The 16,542-nt window shown below is 55.9% G+C and carries 17 protein-coding genes; 6 read left to right on the top strand and 11 right to left on the bottom strand.

The window, feature by feature from the left end; all coding sequences use genetic code 11:
* Positions 1 to 16: 16 nt before the first annotated feature.
* From yebS to rsmF, 3 genes are all read left to right on the top strand, one after another.
* On the top strand, positions 17 to 1,264 hold the full coding sequence (yebS, locus tag AC6HVW_RS11445; RefSeq protein ID WP_071680831.1) for a membrane integrity lipid transport subunit YebS: 1,248 nt from the start codon (positions 17 to 19) through the stop codon (positions 1,262 to 1,264).
* The gene (locus AC6HVW_RS11440) at positions 1,233 to 3,866 is read left to right on the top strand and encodes a PqiB family protein (RefSeq protein WP_071680447.1); all 2,634 of its coding nucleotides are present in this window, start codon (positions 1,233 to 1,235) and stop codon (positions 3,864 to 3,866) included. Before yebS ends, AC6HVW_RS11440 begins: the two co-directional genes overlap by 32 nt.
* Positions 3,867 to 4,034: 168 nt before the next feature.
* Positions 4,035 to 5,471 carry a 16S rRNA (cytosine(1407)-C(5))-methyltransferase RsmF gene (gene rsmF / locus AC6HVW_RS11435; protein WP_071680448.1) on the top strand — a complete coding sequence of 479 codons (1,437 nt, stop codon included), beginning with the start codon at positions 4,035 to 4,037 and terminating at the stop codon, positions 5,469 to 5,471.
* Positions 5,472 to 5,474: 3 nt separating this feature from the next.
* Here the strand turns inward: rsmF and AC6HVW_RS11430 are convergent, their stop codons facing one another.
* The 6 genes from AC6HVW_RS11430 to AC6HVW_RS11405 all read right to left on the bottom strand — a co-directional run bounded on the left by AC6HVW_RS11430 (position 5,475) and on the right by AC6HVW_RS11405 (position 11,463).
* Entirely contained in the window at positions 5,475 to 6,446 is a 972-nt protein-coding gene (locus AC6HVW_RS11430; protein WP_071680449.1) for a Csu type fimbrial protein, read from the bottom strand.
* Entirely contained in the window at positions 6,443 to 8,965 is a 2,523-nt protein-coding gene (locus AC6HVW_RS11425) for a fimbria/pilus outer membrane usher protein (RefSeq protein WP_497569436.1), read from the bottom strand. The genes AC6HVW_RS11430 and AC6HVW_RS11425 overlap by 4 nt, the downstream gene beginning before the upstream one ends.
* Before the next feature lie 18 nt (positions 8,966 to 8,983).
* Entirely contained in the window at positions 8,984 to 9,781 is a 798-nt protein-coding gene (locus AC6HVW_RS11420) for a fimbrial biogenesis chaperone (RefSeq protein ID WP_071680451.1), read from the bottom strand.
* An 18-nt stretch (positions 9,782 to 9,799) separates the two neighbouring features.
* Complete coding sequence (locus tag AC6HVW_RS11415; protein WP_071680452.1) at positions 9,800 to 10,324, bottom strand: Csu type fimbrial protein; 525 nt, start codon at positions 10,322 to 10,324, stop codon at positions 9,800 to 9,802.
* An 11-nt stretch (positions 10,325 to 10,335) separates the two neighbouring features.
* Positions 10,336 to 10,854 carry a Csu type fimbrial protein gene (locus tag AC6HVW_RS11410; RefSeq protein WP_071680453.1) on the bottom strand — a complete coding sequence of 173 codons (519 nt, stop codon included), beginning with the start codon at positions 10,852 to 10,854 and terminating at the stop codon, positions 10,336 to 10,338.
* Between the two features lie 63 nt (positions 10,855 to 10,917).
* Complete coding sequence (locus AC6HVW_RS11405) at positions 10,918 to 11,463, bottom strand: Csu type fimbrial protein (RefSeq protein WP_021804630.1); 546 nt, start codon at positions 11,461 to 11,463, stop codon at positions 10,918 to 10,920.
* Between the two features lie 507 nt (positions 11,464 to 11,970).
* Here AC6HVW_RS11405 and AC6HVW_RS11400 point away from each other — a divergent pair.
* The gene (locus tag AC6HVW_RS11400; protein WP_021178226.1) at positions 11,971 to 12,219 is read left to right on the top strand and encodes a DUF1480 family protein; all 249 of its coding nucleotides are present in this window, start codon (positions 11,971 to 11,973) and stop codon (positions 12,217 to 12,219) included.
* Positions 12,220 to 12,272: 53 nt separating this feature from the next.
* On the opposite strand, the gene AC6HVW_RS11395 is transcribed toward AC6HVW_RS11400, so the two are convergent.
* Complete coding sequence (locus AC6HVW_RS11395) at positions 12,273 to 12,878, bottom strand: cysteine peptidase family C39 domain-containing protein (protein ID WP_021804632.1); 606 nt, start codon at positions 12,876 to 12,878, stop codon at positions 12,273 to 12,275.
* A gap of 3 nt (positions 12,879 to 12,881) precedes the next feature.
* On the bottom strand, positions 12,882 to 13,268 hold the full coding sequence (locus AC6HVW_RS11390) for an ASCH domain-containing protein (RefSeq protein WP_021804633.1): 387 nt from the start codon (positions 13,266 to 13,268) through the stop codon (positions 12,882 to 12,884).
* Between the two features lie 338 nt (positions 13,269 to 13,606).
* On the opposite strand from AC6HVW_RS11390, the gene yniD reads away from it, so the two are divergent.
* Positions 13,607 to 13,714: a small membrane protein YniD gene (gene yniD / locus AC6HVW_RS11385; protein WP_223499378.1), complete on the top strand. Its 108-nt coding sequence runs from the start codon at positions 13,607 to 13,609 to the stop codon at positions 13,712 to 13,714.
* Here the strand turns inward: yniD and AC6HVW_RS11380 are convergent.
* Positions 13,711 to 13,899 carry a hypothetical protein gene (locus AC6HVW_RS11380; RefSeq protein ID WP_059200596.1) on the bottom strand — a complete coding sequence of 63 codons (189 nt, stop codon included), beginning with the start codon at positions 13,897 to 13,899 and terminating at the stop codon, positions 13,711 to 13,713. The genes yniD and AC6HVW_RS11380 overlap by 4 nt on opposite strands.
* Before the next feature lie 172 nt (positions 13,900 to 14,071).
* Between AC6HVW_RS11380 and AC6HVW_RS11375 the strand changes: the two genes are divergently transcribed.
* Entirely contained in the window at positions 14,072 to 14,281 is a 210-nt protein-coding gene (locus tag AC6HVW_RS11375) for a DUF2767 family protein (protein WP_021804636.1), read from the top strand.
* 151 nt (positions 14,282 to 14,432) lie between these two features.
* Here AC6HVW_RS11375 and AC6HVW_RS11370 read toward each other — a convergent pair whose 3' ends face one another.
* Both AC6HVW_RS11370 and AC6HVW_RS11365 read right to left on the bottom strand, forming a co-directional pair.
* Positions 14,433 to 15,005 (bottom strand): HutD/Ves family protein, encoded by a 573-nt coding sequence (locus AC6HVW_RS11370; RefSeq protein ID WP_071680454.1) that lies wholly within the window; start codon positions 15,003 to 15,005, stop codon positions 14,433 to 14,435.
* Positions 15,005 to 16,375: a formimidoylglutamate deiminase gene (locus AC6HVW_RS11365; RefSeq protein WP_071680455.1), complete on the bottom strand. Its 1,371-nt coding sequence runs from the start codon at positions 16,373 to 16,375 to the stop codon at positions 15,005 to 15,007. Before AC6HVW_RS11365 ends, AC6HVW_RS11370 begins: the two co-directional genes overlap by 1 nt.
* Positions 16,376 to 16,542: the final 167 nt, after the last annotated feature.

Here is a 16,542-nt window from a genome sequence, read left to right as displayed (position 1 = left end):
CCAAACAGCACTCATGATGAAGATACTCGCCATTACCGGCCCGCTCTCCAAGGCTCGCCACCAACGCTGTTGTGAATGCGATTTGCTGTTCACGTTGCCGCCGTTAACCCGCAATCAAGCCGCCTACTGCCCACGTTGCAACGCCAAAGTGGTGAATGGCCGCGACTGGTCAATGACCCGCCTGACCGCCGTAGCCGTCACCATGCTATTGCTGATGCCCTTTGCCTTTAGCGAGCCGTTGATCAGCATTCGCCTGCTCGGCACGAAGATTAACGCTAGCCTGTTGGAAGGCATCTGGCAAATGAGCAGCCAGGGGGATCCGTTTACCGCCAGCATGGTCGCCTTCTGCACCATCGGCGCGCCGCTGACACTATCACTGTCATTGCTGTACCTATGGTTTGGCCATGCGCTCGGCATGAACCTGCGGCCAGTGCTGCTGATGCTGGAGCGTCTGAAAGAGTGGATCATGCTCGATATTTACCTGATCGGCATGGTGGTCGCGGCGATCAAGGTCAAGGAATATGCAGATATTGAACCCGGCAGCGCCCTGATTGCCTATCTGGCATTGACCCTGCTCAGCCTGCTGACGCTGATCCACATGAACCTGGAGCAGATGTGGGAACGCTACTATCCGCAGGAACAGCCAGAGGGCAAACCAGAGGCGTTACACGTCTGCCTGGCCTGCCATTTTACCGGTTTTCAGGATGAGCGTGGCCGCTGCCCCCGCTGTCATGTGCCGATGCGCCATCGCCAGCCTTATAGCCTGCAAAAAACCTGGGCCGCGCTGATTGCCGCCATCGTGCTGCTGATCCCCGCCAACCTGCTGCCGATCTCGGTGGTCTACGCCAACGGCGCGCGTATGGAAGATACCATTTTCAGCGGCGTCGTTTCGCTGGCCAACTCGGGCAACATGCCAATCGCCGCCATCGTATTTATCGCCAGCGTCCTGGTGCCCTTTACCAAGGTGATCGTACTGCTGGTGCTGCTGTTCAGCATTCATTTCAAAACGTCGCACAGCCTCAAAACCCGCATTCGGCTGCTCCGGCTGGTCACCTGGGTTGGCCGCTGGTCGATGCTCGATCTGTTCGTGATCTCGTTGATGATGTCGCTGATCAATCGCGACCAACTGTTATCTTTTACTATGGGGCCAGCAGCTTTTTACTTTGGGTCTGCGGTTATTTTAACTATCCTTGCCGTACAGTGGCTGGACAGCCGATTGATTTGGGATGCACATGCAACAGGAAACGCCGAATACGCCGACTGAGGCGCGGGTCAAAAACAAGCGCCGAATCTCGCCATTCTGGTTACTGCCGTTTATCGCCCTGCTGATTGCCGGGTGGCTGGTCTATACCAATTACCAGGAGAGCGGCAATAGTGTCACCATAGACTTCCAGTCTGCGGCGGGTATTGTCGCTGGCCGTACGCCGGTACGTTACCAGGGTGTGGACGTGGGCACCGTGCAAAGCATTTCGCTGAGTAAGGATCTGCGGAGTATCGTGGTTGAAGCCAGCATCAAGAGCGATCTGGAAGACTCACTGCGGGAAGGCACACAATTCTGGCTGGTCACGCCCAAAGCCTCGTTGGCTGGGGTGTCCGGCCTGGATGCGCTGGTCGGTGGTAACTACATCGGCATGATGCCGGGCCGTGGAAAACCACAAACCCACTTCACCGCGCTGGATACGCAACCGAAATACCGCCTGAATACCGGCGAGCTGATGATCCACCTGCAAGCAGACGACCTCGGTTCCCTGAACACCGGCTCGCTGGTCTATTATCGCAAGATCCCGGTCGGTAAAGTGTATGACTACACTATTTCGCCGGGTAACAAGGGCGTGATCATCGACGTGCTGATCGACCGCCGCTTTGCCAATCTGGTGAAGGACAACACACGTTTCTGGAACGTTTCCGGTTTTAAAGGCGATTTCAGCCTGTCCGGTGCCAGCGTGCAGATGGAAAGCCTGGCCGCGCTGGTAAACGGTGCGATAGCCTTTGACTCCCCGCTAGACGGCAAGCAGGCCAAGGCCGATCAAAACTATACGTTGTATCCGGATCTGGCCCGTAGCCAGCGTGGGGTTAACATCTCACTGGACCTGCCCGACGGCAACAGCCTGAGCGAGGGGCACACGCCGCTGATGTATCAAGGATTGCAGGTCGGTACCTTGACTCGTCTGGCTCTGCAACAGGATAGCAAGGTCACCGGCGAACTCACCATCGACCCTTCGGTGGTCGATCTGATGCGTAGCGGCACACGCATTGAGATGCGCAGTCCAAAAATCAGCCTTAACGACGCCAAGCTGAGCCAGCTGTTAACCGGCAACACCCTGGAATTGGTGCCGGGTGAAGGTGAACCCCAGCAGCACTTTACCGTGTTGGACAGCAGTAAAACGCTGCTGCAACAGCCTGGCGTGGTGACGGTCACCTTGAATGCCCCGCAAAGCTACGGCATCGACGTTGGGCAGCCATTAATCGTGCACGGTATCAAGGTCGGCCAAATCCTGACCCGTACCCTGACCGACGGCGGTGTCACCTTTACGGCAGCGATCGAAGCTCAGCACCGCAGCTTGCTGCATAAAGACAGTAAATTCGTGGTCAACAGCCGGGTGGATGTCAAATTCGGGCTGGACGGCGTGCAAGTGTTAGGTGCCAGCGCTCAGGAGTGGCTAGACGGTGGCGTACGCCTGATCCCCGGGGGTAAAGGCGAGCCGGACGCGCAGTATCCGCTGTACAGCAACGCGGAAAAAGCCGCCGAGGGCATCGTCGGCAACAGCCCACTGCCCACCTTGACGCTTACCGCCACCAGCCTGCCAGATGTGCAAGCCGGCTCGGTGGTGTTATACCGCAAGTTCCAGGTGGGTGAGATTGTCAACGTACGGCCCAAGGCCAACGAGTTTGACGTTGAGGTTTATATCAGCCCGGAATACCGCAAGCTGTTAACCAGCGAAAGCATTTTCTGGGCGGAAGGTGGTGCCAAAGTGCAATTGAACGGCAGCGGCCTGACAGTGCAGGCTTCCCCGCTCAACCGCGCGCTGAAAGGCGCTATCAGCTTTGATAACCTGCAGGGCGTAACGCTGGATAAAGGGGCCAAACGCGTGCTGTACGCCTCCGAAACCGCCGCTCGCGCCGTGGGTAGCCAGATCACGCTACGCACCTATGATGCCAGCAAACTATCCCCCGGCATGCCAATACGCTATCTGGGCATTGATATCGGCCAGCTTGAATCACTGAAGTTGGCACCGGAGCGTAACGAGGTGTTGGCCAAAGCAGTATTGTACCCAGAGTATGTGAAAACCTTTGCCCGTCTCGGCAGCCGTTTCGCCATCGTTTCACCGGAGATTTCTGCCGCTGGGGTCAATAATCTTGACTCCCTGTTGCAGCCCTATATCAACGTGGAACCCGGCCACGGCGGATCAATGCGTACTTTTGAGCTGCAGGAAGCCAGCATTACCGACTCCCGCTACCTGGATGGCCTGAGCGTGATCCTGGACGCCGCCGAGACCGGTTCGCTGCAAATTGGCACGCCGATCCTGTTCCGTGGCATTGAAGTGGGTACCGTGACCGGTTTCTATCTGGGGGCGATGTCAGATCGCGTGCACGTCTCGCTGCGAGTCAGCAAGAAATACCAGCATCTGGTGCGTAACAACACCGTCTTCTGGCTGGCCTCTGGCTATAACCTGCAGTTTGGCCTGACGGGCGGCGTGATCAAGAGCGGTACCTTCCAGCAGTTTATTCGCGGCGGTATTGCCTTTGCCACCCCACCTAGCATTCCACTGGCCCCTAAAGCCACGCCGAACAAACACTTCCTGCTGAATGCGGAAGAGCCTAAAGATTGGCGCGAATGGGGCACCGCCATCCCAAGGGACAACTGATAGCTCTCGGCAGGGTTCAATGTTCTGAACCCTGCCGCTCCCCCCAAGATAATCCATACCATTACTGCTTTGCCATCCATCTCATTGACCGAAACTTGCCGGTATTCTCAGGCAGGCAGTTTATGGTAAACTAGCCCCTTCGATTTTTTTCCGCCCTGAGAGCTCCCTGTGGCTAAACCTGCCCCTGCTTTTTTGCCTCCTGCTTTTCTCGACGCAACTCGCGCCATCATGCCTGACCATTTATCCATGGATGACTTCATCGCTATTTGCCAGCAACCCTTGCGGCGTAGCCTGCGGGTCAACACGCTGAAAATCAGCGTTACGGACTTTCTGGCGCTGGTCAAAGACTACGACTGGCGGCTGGAGCCCATCCCCTGGTGCCCCGAAGGATTTTGGATCGAGCGCGAGGATGAGGCATTACGGCTGGGCAGCGCGGCTGAGCATCTAAGCGGCCTGTTCTACATTCAGGAAGCCAGCTCCATGCTACCGGTGAGCGCCCTGTTTGCCGAGCGTGAAACCCCGCGCCGAGTGCTGGATGTCGCCGCAGCACCAGGTTCGAAAACCACCCAGATCGCCGCGTTGATGGGCAATCAGGGCGGCATTGTCGCCAATGAATATTCGGCCAGCCGAGTCAAGGTGTTGCATGCCAACATCAGCCGCTGCGGCGTCAAAAATACGGCGCTGACCCATTTCGACGGCCGGGTGTTTGGCGCAGCCTTACCGGAAAGCTTTGATGCCATCCTGCTGGATGCGCCCTGCTCTGGTGAGGGCGTGGTGCGTAAAGATCCGGATGCCATGAGCAACTGGTCGCCAGAAAGCGTAGCCAGCATCGCGCAAACCCAGTGGGAACTGATCGACAGCGCCTTCCACGCCCTGGCCCCCGGCGGCGTGATGGTTTACTCCACCTGCACGCTGAATGCACAGGAAAATCAACAGGTGATACATCAACTGTTGGCAACCTATGGCGACGCCGTCAGCATTGAGCCGCTGGGTGACCTGTTCCCACAAGCGCAACTGGCCCTCACTCCAGAAGGCTTCCTGCACGTCTTCCCACAGATTTATGACAGTGAAGGCTTCTTCGTCGCCCGGCTACGCAAAAATCACAGCGTTCCGGCCTTGGCCAAACCGAGCTATAAGCTGGGCAAGTTCCCTTTCGCCCCACTTTCGGCCCAGGAGTCCGCACTGGTGGCGCAGGCTGCCGCAGCCTCGGGTTTGGTCTGGGATGAAACCAGTAAATTATGGGCGCGGGATAAAGAAATCTGGCTGTTCCCAGCCGCGCTGGAGCCTTTGGTCAGCAAAGTGCGTTTTTCACGCATTGGCGTTAAGTTGGCGGAACGCTTCCCAAAAGGGTTCCGCTGGCAGCATGAGGCGGTGATCGCCTTGGCTGCCAGTGGCAACCCACAGACTTTTGAGCTCGATGCAGCACTGGCCCAGGAATGGTTCCATGGCCGCGATCTCTACCCCTCGCAACCCCCACAGAGCAATGAGTGTATCGTTACTTATCAGCATCAACCGCTAGGGCTGGCCAAACGGATCGGCAGCCGGATTAAAAACAGCCTGCCCCGCGAACTGGTGCGCGACGGAGTACTAGATTTCCATCAATGACGTCTAATAGGCGACGGTAATCGTGACAGTGTCACTATAGCTCCCCGCAGGCTGGTTGTTTTGCGACAGGTTAACCGAGGCGGTATAGGGAAAGGATTGCGAGGTGCCCGTGCCCGTCGCGTTGCTATTGGTGGCGGCGGTCCAAACGGTGCTATCCCCCTTGAACAGCTGATACTGAATATAGCTGGTGGTGCCGTTTACCGTAGACGCCATTTGCCGATATTGCCCCGAACTGGCGACGCTGCTGGTCAGGTTGACCGAGTAGCTGGCGTTGAGGGTGCAACGTACGCTGATGGTATTGGACACGACCGTAGTGAGGCCAGACGGCAACGCCGCGCTACCGAACCCGACATTTGGCGCGCTGTCGATATAGCAAAAATTGGTGACAACCAGCGACAGGCTGACATTGGCGCCGGACGTTATACTCCCGGTGTCCGCGACACAAATGGGGCCAAGCGCAATCGAGCAGATGCTCCAGTCCCAAGCGATCGGAATGGTATCCGTATAAGTGCCAGCAGCCAGATTAGAGTTCATTTGTGGCCGGATAAAAATCGGCAGCGTGCTGTTTGGCCCGGTAAACAGGCCTAGTAAATCCAGTGCGGTAGTACTGGTCCAGGTAATGACGCTGCCCTGATTATACAGGGTGCTACAGCCACCATCCTTGCACAGGCTGTATGGCAGATACTGGCCGGTTGCCGCACTGTATAAACGCGGCTGGTTGCCAACTGGATGTAAAGTCGCACCGATGGTGGCCTTAATGGTGTTAGTACCGCCAATATTAAGCAGCGAGCCGGTACATTTCAGACCGCTACTGACAGAGGTGGTTAACGGAGTCGTGCTGACGTCAAAGGAATTTTGTGTGCCCAGGCTGCCCGCGGTTGCAGGGGCGGTGCAGCCCGCCCAACCGAATGGCATAACCCCCACTAACAGCAGCAATGCCAATCCTGCTCGCATCCATCCTAATAACATAATCATGATTTTTTCTCTTCGGCACTGCCTTGGCAGACCAGCGGCCCGACCTGTTCAATGCTGTGATAATTGGGGTTCAGGTCGAAATCTACACGGCACATTGAGCGGTCGTCCTGCTGAATACTTAACTGGCCGTGGGATTGTAAATGTGAGAAGTACACCAGCCCGTCATAGCCGACAACGGTGGTTTGTTGCGTGGTTTGTTCCGTGACCAACGTGCCCAATTTCAGCGGTTGCCCGGCGGTGTCATGCAACGTGATATTGGCCGAGAGGACTTTTTGTACCGGGAATTTCACCACCATCCCGCTGCCTTGCTTAACGGCAATGCGATTGTTGACCTGGTTAGCCACCACGTCCGCCGGTAACGGCAGTGTGTCGATCTCGACCTTGGCCGGATAGTACGAACTGATCGACGGGATCAACAGGTGCCCATTGCTGTCGGTGGTGCCCATCTTCTGATTCTCATACAGCACCGAAACCCCGGCATAATTATCGGTATCCACCACGATAAACGCGTCGTTGATCTTGTCCGACAGGAACCAGGAGTTAGCCATGAACACCACTGAGCCGCTCAGGTCTGCCCAGTAGGTATATTCTCCTTGTGGGCCGAAGATGCCGCCTTGCAGCGTGGCATAGCGGGTTTTCCAGGTGGCATCGGCCTGTTGATAGGCATCGCCACCACCGCTGTAAGCCAGGTTCCAGCCCATGCCGCCATCCGTGGGAGCCGCCTTGCTGGCCCCCACCTGATGCTGATAATGCCCATTATTGTTACGTGCTAACCCTGCATTGAGGCTGACATCACTACCCAGTGGAATAATGAATTGCAGCTGCGCACTGTAACCGTTATCCCCCAACGTTTTATTGAGTGAGACAAACATGCTGCTCTGGCCCCACAGGGCACGGCTGTAAGAGAAGTTCACCAGGCGGGTATGCGAGTTGTCATAGGCCTGCACGTCGTAATAGCCCAAGCCCAAGGTGCCATTACTCGAGCCAAACGGCGAAGCGCTGAAGGTGGCCTGATCGGATTGGCGGCTCAGGCGGGTATTGCTGGTGTAAGACGTGAGATCCTGATAACCCACGGTGCGCGAAGCACGTTGTGCCGAAAAGCTAAATAGCGTCGAATTATAGGAGTAGCCCAGTGTGTACTGGCTACCGTCTTTTTTGTCCGTCACGTTAGTGCCCAGCGGATTGTCTATATTCTGATTGGGGTCGGGCATACCTGGCGTATTCGGCCGGACAATCTGGTCGTTCACCACGTCGCTGGTCGCCACCGGCGGATGATTAGCCTTGCTCTGGCTGGCAGACAGGCTGAGCGTACCCCATGTTCCCACCGCGATATCGGCCCCCAACCCGCCGAGTGCCAGCCCTTGCGTGGCCTCGCTGTGCCCGGAAAGCGTCAGATAATTACTCAGCCCGTAGCGGTAAATCCCGCTGAAAGCCGCGTCGGAATAATCGCCGTTGGAGATGCCATAATCCTGGCGCACCGCGCCGAGTGACACATCAAAGTCGCTCAGGTTTTTACGCAACAGGGTGTTGGAAACATAAAACGGCACCGTGGTCGATACCTGGCGCCCGACCGCATCGGTGGTGACGATCGTCGCTTCACCAGCCCCGTTGATGTAAGGCACATTGGTGAGGGTAAACGGCCCGGAGTTCAGATTATTGCTGCTGGCCTTAAAGCCGTTGAGAAATAAATCCACGGTGCTGGGGACCGCTGCGGTACCGCTATATTGCAGCAGCGGATAGGTCACCAGATCCGGGCGCAGGGCAAAATTGCGGCTGATGCGTAATCCCCCCATGCGGGCCGAATTACTCCAGGTTAGCGAGTTGCTGACAAAATCCCCCAGCTGATAGCTGATCAGATCTTGTTCATCGCTGTAACGCCAGAACGTATCGTAGCGCAGATAGCGGTCTTGTACGGCACTGCCGCCCTCGCCCGATGCGGTGTCGATATTGTAGCGATAGGTCCCGGTGTTACTGATAAACCCCAGGTTGCTAAACAAACGCTGCTCCATCCAGGTGGCAACCGATCTGGAGCCTTCGTGAGGATCGGTATAATAGGAATCGTAGTTAAGCAGCAGACCGGTGCTACTTTGCGCCACAGTGTAATTCATTAACTCACCACCGCCGACGTCCTGTTTTGGCAGCCAGGCATCCGGTACCTGAAAAATCAGCTGCTGGGCAGCAGAATCATATTTCACCTTCACCCCAGGCAACTCCTCAACCTTAATCAACCCTTGCTGACTATTGGTCTGCACGTGGTTCTTTGCCAGCACGCCGGCCTCCACGTAATACGCATTGTCCCGATAGGTCACAGGAACCACCTGCCCGTCGCTCTGACCATTGACGACCAGGGTCAGGTAGAACATCGCATTGGTGATCACCGGTGCCGCACGCGGGGCATCGGGCAATGATGAGTATTCCTGCGCCTGAACGCAGAAGGTACTCAGGCAAAGCAGGCACAGACCGCCCCGGCAATTCAGCGGATACTGATGACCGGAACGAGTAATGGCTCGGATCGGCATTCGTCGCGCTTCCTGCCGCTATTCGCCGCGTGGAATGACGATGGGTTTGGTGTTATCGGCAATTTGCGCATTGAGTTGCGCACCAGGGCTAACCCCGGCAGGAACCGGCCAGCGCATCGACTGCCCAGGCAAGACGTAGCCCATAAAACCCGCGATCATGGTTTTCACGCCCTGCTGTTGGTTGCCTTTCTCTGACCAGAACACATTACTCAGCCGCGCATGCACAATGCCGCTATTACGCACCTGCAAATAGGTTTTTCCGCCGTCATTGACCGTATGCCATTGCAACACTGGTCGCGTCGCCGTGGCGGCATCACGTTTGATATCGCTACGTTCGTTGGTCCATAAGCCGCCACCATACATAAACAGCGGCAGCAGATAGCGCATCTGTAATTGCAGCCCTACTACCGCTTTGCTTTGCCCCCCGGCAGCGCCACTGATCGGCGACGGGATTTCATCAACGATGATGCGGTAGGCCTGCTCGGTATTAGCCGGCACCGGCGTATTGCGGATCAGCCTGATCAGTTGGCGTTGCCCCGGCGGTACGGTGGCAAAAGGTGGGCTAGCGACCACGTTATTCTGATCGGCATAGCGCTCGTTAAAATTTTCCTGTTTCCACGCCAGCACCCGCACCTGTAGAGAAACGGGTTCTGCCCCGCGATTTTCCAGCCATAAGGCCGAGCCGTTCTGATCGGACTCAATGATTTGATACACCGGCCAGACCAGCACAGAGCTGGCGGCTTGTGCCGTGATGGAAGCACACAGGGTGTAACTCAATAATACAGCGCTGATAATACGTCTAAACAAGGTCGACATGGCTCATATCCTGATGATTCAATAAGTTAATGTTACGGTGACCGTATCGGTATAAGTGCCTGCCGAAGGCAGTGTGGTCACGGCGTATAACCGGGCATAAACCGGGTAAGTTTGTGTGGTGCTGGGAAAACTGGGGATAGACATCACCAATGCGCCATTGCCCCAGACTTGGCTACGGTTGGCATCGCGAAACAGCTGATAACCCAGAGTGTCGCTATTGGCGCTGTTTTGCATAAAACGCCGGGTAGCGCTGCCCCCGTGGATGCCGTAATCCATGGCTATGCTGACAGTCGCTCCCGGCGTACAGGTCACCACCACCGAACCGGCACCGGCGGTGCTCACGGTATCGACATTACTGGCAATGGTGGTCATGGTGCCGAAATTGATGGTGCCGAGGTTGGATGTGGGGCTGGAAAACGAGCTGCCAAAAGCACAGCCGTTGGTCAGGGTTGCCGTCACGGTAAAGGTGGTGGTAGTTGGCGTAGCAGCACGTAGCGCACCGCACATCATCAACGGCAGCAGAAGCAAGGAGACATGGCGCATCAATGCCCCCTCTACCAGGACACGGTGACATTCACCGTATCCAGATAAATACCGGCTGCCGGTGTGGTTTGCGCCGGAACACGGCCATAGACGGTGTGCCATTGATCGGCTCCGTTGCCAGTGTCACTCAACCCGGTGGTGTTATCCCAAATCGTTCCCCCAGGTTGGTTGGTGTAAAGGTTGTACAACACGCTAGCCGAGCTATTGGTGGTATTTACCATTTTGCGATTCGTAACCACGCCGCTGCTGCCCCCATCCAGCAAGATTTTATAACTCAGACCACTGACGCATTTGACACGGATTGAGCCCGCCAACTGGGCGCTGGTCGCGTTGATCACATTGCTCAGAGCAGCAAAATTGCCGAAATTCATCGTGCCAAAGCTGGTATTGCCAGACGTCGTTGTTCCCGCTTCACAGGCGGGCAGCAACGTGGCCGCAATACCGATCGTCGCCGCCTGGCCTAAGGAAATGTTGAGCAGCAAAGACTGCGACAAGATCGCTGGCAACAGCAGCAATACCCTGATCCCCATGCTCATTCCTTCCCGTATAGAAAACCAGTCAGGGGCTGATTCGCCCCCGACGGAATAACAGCCTTACCAGGAAAGCGTGGCGACTACGGTATCGTTGTAAGTCCCTGCGGTTGGTGTGGTACTGAGTTGGTCGCCAGGTAATACGCGGCCATAAATCGGGATGTTTTGCGCCGTGGTGCCCGTCGTTAAAGCAATCGGCGTATTAATGGCGATTTCCGTGGTACGTGCACTATCAGAATAGAGGCGATAAGGAATGGTGTCGCCGCCGGAACTCATGGCGCGCAGCCCGCCCGTTGCCGCCAGACCGCCATTGAGCGACAGCGTCGGGCTAAGGCCGTTGCTGCAGGTGATGGTGACCGCGCTGGAGCCATTGGCACCAAACACCGTACCGTTGATTACGCTGGTCAGATCGGAGTAACTGCCAAAGTTCAAGGTCCCCCATTGGTTGGTGCCGCCGGTCGCGCCGCCATTACCCACGGTACAGCCGCTACCGATCGTCAACTGAATACCGACTTGCCCTGTCAAGGTCCCCGCCGCCTGCACACCAGAAGCCAACGTCAAGGTTGCAGCAGCCAACAAGGCCAGTAATAAACGTTTTTTTTCGCCCATGATAACTCCCAATAACAACTTACACCGATGTGTATTCATGCAACCAGGTTGCGTATGGAAATTCTCTGGTGGACTCACGCACTGCCAAAAACTGCCAAAGGACGACGCTCAAGCCGGGTTCTGTTTTTTTGCAAGGGAACCCTGACGGTAACAACCTGATGAAACAGGCTATCGTGGTTAAATATAGATTAATAAATTTAGCTTAAGCGGAATTTATCTGCTTTGAATGAAATAAGAATAAAAAACCATTTTCCATGTTATTAACAAACTTTACTCCAGCAAAGCGCGCCATACCTCGACTTTAAAATGGTTAAGGAGTGCGATAGTGAGGAACGTTAATATTTATCGTGGCTATTAAGTAAGCATTAATGGTTGTGTCGAGTGCCACGGCAGCGTCCGGCGGGTCGATGGCTACTTTTTTTGTGACTTTTTCGCCTGTTTGTCTATGCTTAGTGGGTGGTCACAACTGGTCACACCTCATACCACTAGCTTCAGCAAGGAGTTCCAATGGGCAAAACCGTCGTGAAAATAGGCAGCTTCGAGGTTGATGACGCGCATTTAACGCCAGCATCTGAACACGCCGAAGGGAAAAGCACCCTGGCGATCCCCTGCAAATCGGACCCCGACCTGTGCATGCAGCTAGACGGTTGGGACGAGCACACCAGTATTCCGGCTATGCTGGATGGCCAACAGTCGCTGCTGTACAAACAGCATTACGATCGACATGCGGATGCCTGGGTGATGCGGCTGGAGTAGAGAGGTTCAGGAGAAAGGACGCGCCGTGTTCCCATTGGGCACGGAACGTTGTTTTATACGATGGCGATACCGCGCCCGGCAAAGAAGCGGCCAAAATCTGCCAGTGACATTGTCACCTTCTGGCGACTGGCAAGGCTATCACCGGAAGGATTATGAAAGGTAACGCTATGCCGATCTGCAGCGAACACCAACACTAGATGCCCACCCCGCGCTGGCGGCTGTGCCGCTGGCTGCCGGATACTCGGATGCACCGAGGCGATAAAATAGCGGTGTTGCTCCAGCAACTGCGGCAACTGACGTTCATCGAGATTGACTCGCACCTCTGCCGTTAGCGCAAACTGTTCACGCACAAACACCACAAAGGGCGCATAAATCAGCCCCTTGATCCGTTCGCCGTCGCGCACATAGGCCCCGTAAGGCATGCTGCGGCGTGCCAGCTCCAGCAAGGGCGGCGCCGTGCCATCCCGGTGCGTCAGCACCATTTTCAGACAGGCCATGCCGCACACGTGGTTGGCCCACTCAACATATTCCGCCTGGCTGGCCGCCCCGCTCTGCACCCAGTTGGCATCATCCGCCAACGTGGCACGCCCGGCAATCAGATCGGCAGCCAGCTCTGGCGTCGCCCATTGGCACACGTAGGGCACTTCAGGCTGTGACATCACTCAGAACTTTTCGATAACCTTGAAATGCATCAACACCAGCGTCATATCCGGTGAGAACAGTTCATACTCTTCAAAGAAGCGTTTATGCTCTTTGCGCCAGTAATCCAGCGAGCGATCGCCTTCACCTTCCGCCAGGGCATGAGCCGCATCCACCTGCTCATAGGTGCTCATATCCACCTTCGTCAGCTCAATGGCGCACACCGGCTCATTCTTGCCGTCCACCACCACAAAGACATCGCCAGGCTGCGGAATACCTTCGCCATCCAGATTGGAACAGGTGGCGGTTTTGACGCCATCCAGCACTAGCTTCACCAACTCATCCGCCTGCTGTTCGGTATCACCAAACGCCCAACGTTCTACATTTTCATACTTTTCAGGAATGGCCATTGCTTTACCTTTATTGATTGAGTCACAGGTGCTCAGGCAATATTACACCGTATTCCCTCACGTCTGCATCCATCACGTTGCCGCACCGGCTCGCAGCCCCTGCTTTTTACCTGACTTTACGGTAAAGTTCTGTGCGTATCGCAGTGCAGCATTCATACTGTGCATCAACACGTCCTCAATGGCAGCCAACCTGCCAGGGCAATAAAATGAATCAGGCAGAGCAAGATCCCGATGACACCTTCAGTGATTTACTGAAAATCATCACAGTTATAGCCATCATCCTCATCGCTCTGGGTAGTTGGTATCTCTGCGTCTAAAGAAAAATAAGGAACCCCGAATTGCCAACCAAGCGTATGCGTACCAAACACTGGAAAATGTTTGTGATCCTGGTGCTGATCTGTCTGGCCCTGCTGCTATTACGCTGGGCAGCTATCGTCTTCGGCTAATCCTGCATTTTGTTAACCGCCTCTCCCGCTCGGGTAGGAGGCGCTTTGGCCACTGGCTCCAACAGCTCACGCAAATAGGCGATGCGGGCCTCCCCCTGTGGTAGCCACCAACGGCACCAGCGGTTTTTCACTTCGGCATCTCGGCTAAGTTGATAATAAGCCGCTAATTGTTCGACCAGTTTCATGGTTGCGCCCCTCTCGTTGATTTGACCAATCCAGTATTGAATATAAAAACCAGAAGAAACACTGATGGGATGATTTTTATACTTCCGGTTTTATTTTCTCTATGGCCTGACGGCTGGCGTAGCCGGTTGGCAACTGCTACATTGAGCAAAAATCACCCAGCCGAGGTTAGCGATGAAGTTCTCGGAACAGGAGATCAAACCAGTATGGGATGAGGTTGCCCGATTGATTGGCGACAGCGTGATGCAGTTGCGTCATCGAGGCGAGGAATTGTCGGTGGAGAGCCTGTCCAGGCAGTTGGCGCAGCATCTGGCGGAAAGCCACGATATCGAGCAGCGCATCCTGATCGGTGCAGCGATCAACATGCTGAAAGAGGGAAAGTGAATCGCCAACCGAAATGGTTGGCGATCCTGTAAGAGCCCAAGGTATGCAAGCCCGGCCTCTCTTGGTGTTATATTCTCACGTCAGCCCTGGCAGAGTAATCGGAATAGTCCAGATTGGTGACAAAGAATGCGCAGGCTCGGCCTACAGCCCCCTATAGCAGCGTGGCAGGCACGATATCGGCCCATAAGGCCCGCGCATCATTGCCCTGAGCCACCAGCCTTAGCGGGCCATCCCCTGGTAGCCACCAGCAACCCTGTCGTGCGGCCAGCAACTTGCCGTCTGGCAACTGCCATTGCCCTCGCAGCACATACAACACACCGGCATGCTGTAGCGATAGCCCGATGGTTTCAGCAATGCGTTGCACCTGCGCCTGGTAGTGACCACGCCGCGTCATGATGTTGAAGTCCTGGCAGCTGCCGCCTAATAATCTGGCCTCTAGCGCCACATCCCCAGAGAAGGCAAACGGCTCACCGATGTTCTGCAACCGGTGATCGATCAGGCCTTCGCTGAACAAATGTACGCCATCGCCTTCCAGCAAAGTGATGGACCGGTCAATGCCGTTAAAGGCCGAGAAAGGCCCATTCTGCGCGATGGTAGCAATGCTGGCACGCCAGCCGAATTCGGTGTTGCCCGGCGGTTGGCAGGTAATTTCGCGAGTTTCTCCGCCGCCATTACGCCAAGGGCTCACCGGCAGATCGGCAAAATCGAAACGGTTCAGTTTCATCACGCCTCCTGTTGGAACGTTTTCAGCACCTGTAGGAACTCAGCGCTGCTTTGCTGTTGCAACGCGTGACGTCCCTGCTCAATCACCTGCCGGCCAGCAACAAATACGTCGCGGATCTGCTCTTTGCCCCCGGCAAACAGCCAGCGGTTGAGGATAGAGGCATCAGGCGCAGATGCCAGATACGGGTCGTCACCATCCAGCACCAACCAGTCCGCACGATAGCCTACCGCCAGCTTGCCAATTGCCGTACCACAGGCCTGAGCTCCGCCCCGTAATGCCTGTTGATAAAGCACGTCTGCCACAGCGGGTTGCTCTGGCGTGGTCAGGCGGTTACGGCGCTGATCGCGCAGCCGCTGCCCATACTCAAACCAGCGTAACTCTTCCACCACGTTTAGGGAAACGTGGCTGTCCGAACCGATCCCCCAGCGCCCTTGGTGGTGCAAATAACTGTCACCAGGGAAAATGCCGTCACCCAGATTCGCCTCAGTAGTCGGGCATAATCCGGCCACTGCTTTGCTGTGAGCCAGTTGCTCAAGCTCCACACGATCCAGATGAGTGGCATGCACCAGACACCAGCGGCTATCCACCGGCAAATGTTCATACAGCCAGGCCACCGGGCGTTGGCCACTCCAGGCCAGGCAGTCGTTGACCTCTTTTTGCTGCTCGGCGATATGAATATGTACCGGCAAGGTCTGGTCAGAGGCCGCCAAGATCTGCTGCATCTGCCCCAGTTCAACCGCCCTCAGCGAATGGAAACATAACCCCTGATTCTGCAATGGCTGGCCTGCCAGTTGGCGGGCTATCACCTGTTGCTGTTCGAGGTAGCTCTCCGCACTCTGAATAAAGCGCCGTTGCCCCGCTTGCGCAGGCTGAGCACCAAACCCGGCGTAGCTGTAAAGCACCGGCAATAGGGTCATGCCAATGCCTGCCTGAAGCGCTGCCTCACTGAGGCGCCCGGTCATCTCGCCCCGGTCGGCGTAGGCTTTTCCTTCCGGTGTGTGATGCAGATAATGGAACTCGGCAACCTGGGTGTAGCCGCCCTTGAGCATTTCGATATACAGTTGACGGGCGATAACCCCAACCTGCTCCGGGGTTAAGCGCTGAACCAGGCGATACATCAGATCGCGCCAGGTCCAGAAGCTGTCTTGTGGGTTGCCCGCGACTTCCGCCAGCCCCGCCATCGCGCGCTGGAAGGCATGAGAGTGCAGGTTTGGCATGCCCGGCACCACGTCGCCGTGCAGGCGCAGGCAACCGTCTGAGTCAGCATTGGTGGTCACTTGGGCCAACTGGCCGTGAGCATCGACTTCGAGCCGTACGTTATGGGCCCAACCGGTCGGAAGCAGTGCGCGAGAGGCAAAATAAGCAGGCATAGCAGTATTCCAAAGTAGGTGTAACGGCTAAGAACGCACGACTGTCACGCCGCGCAGGTAAAAAATTTGTAAACCAGTTTCATTCATCTGGTGAACGGACGCTTACTTGTATATACATATACATATCTTCAACATCAACAGTAAACTGGTGTTATTATTTTTTTATT

This window comes from Serratia sp. NCCP-200 (genome assembly GCF_059697885.1).
The sequence above is the reverse complement of the archived record's forward strand: the minus strand, read 5'-3'. Positions and strand labels throughout refer to the sequence as shown.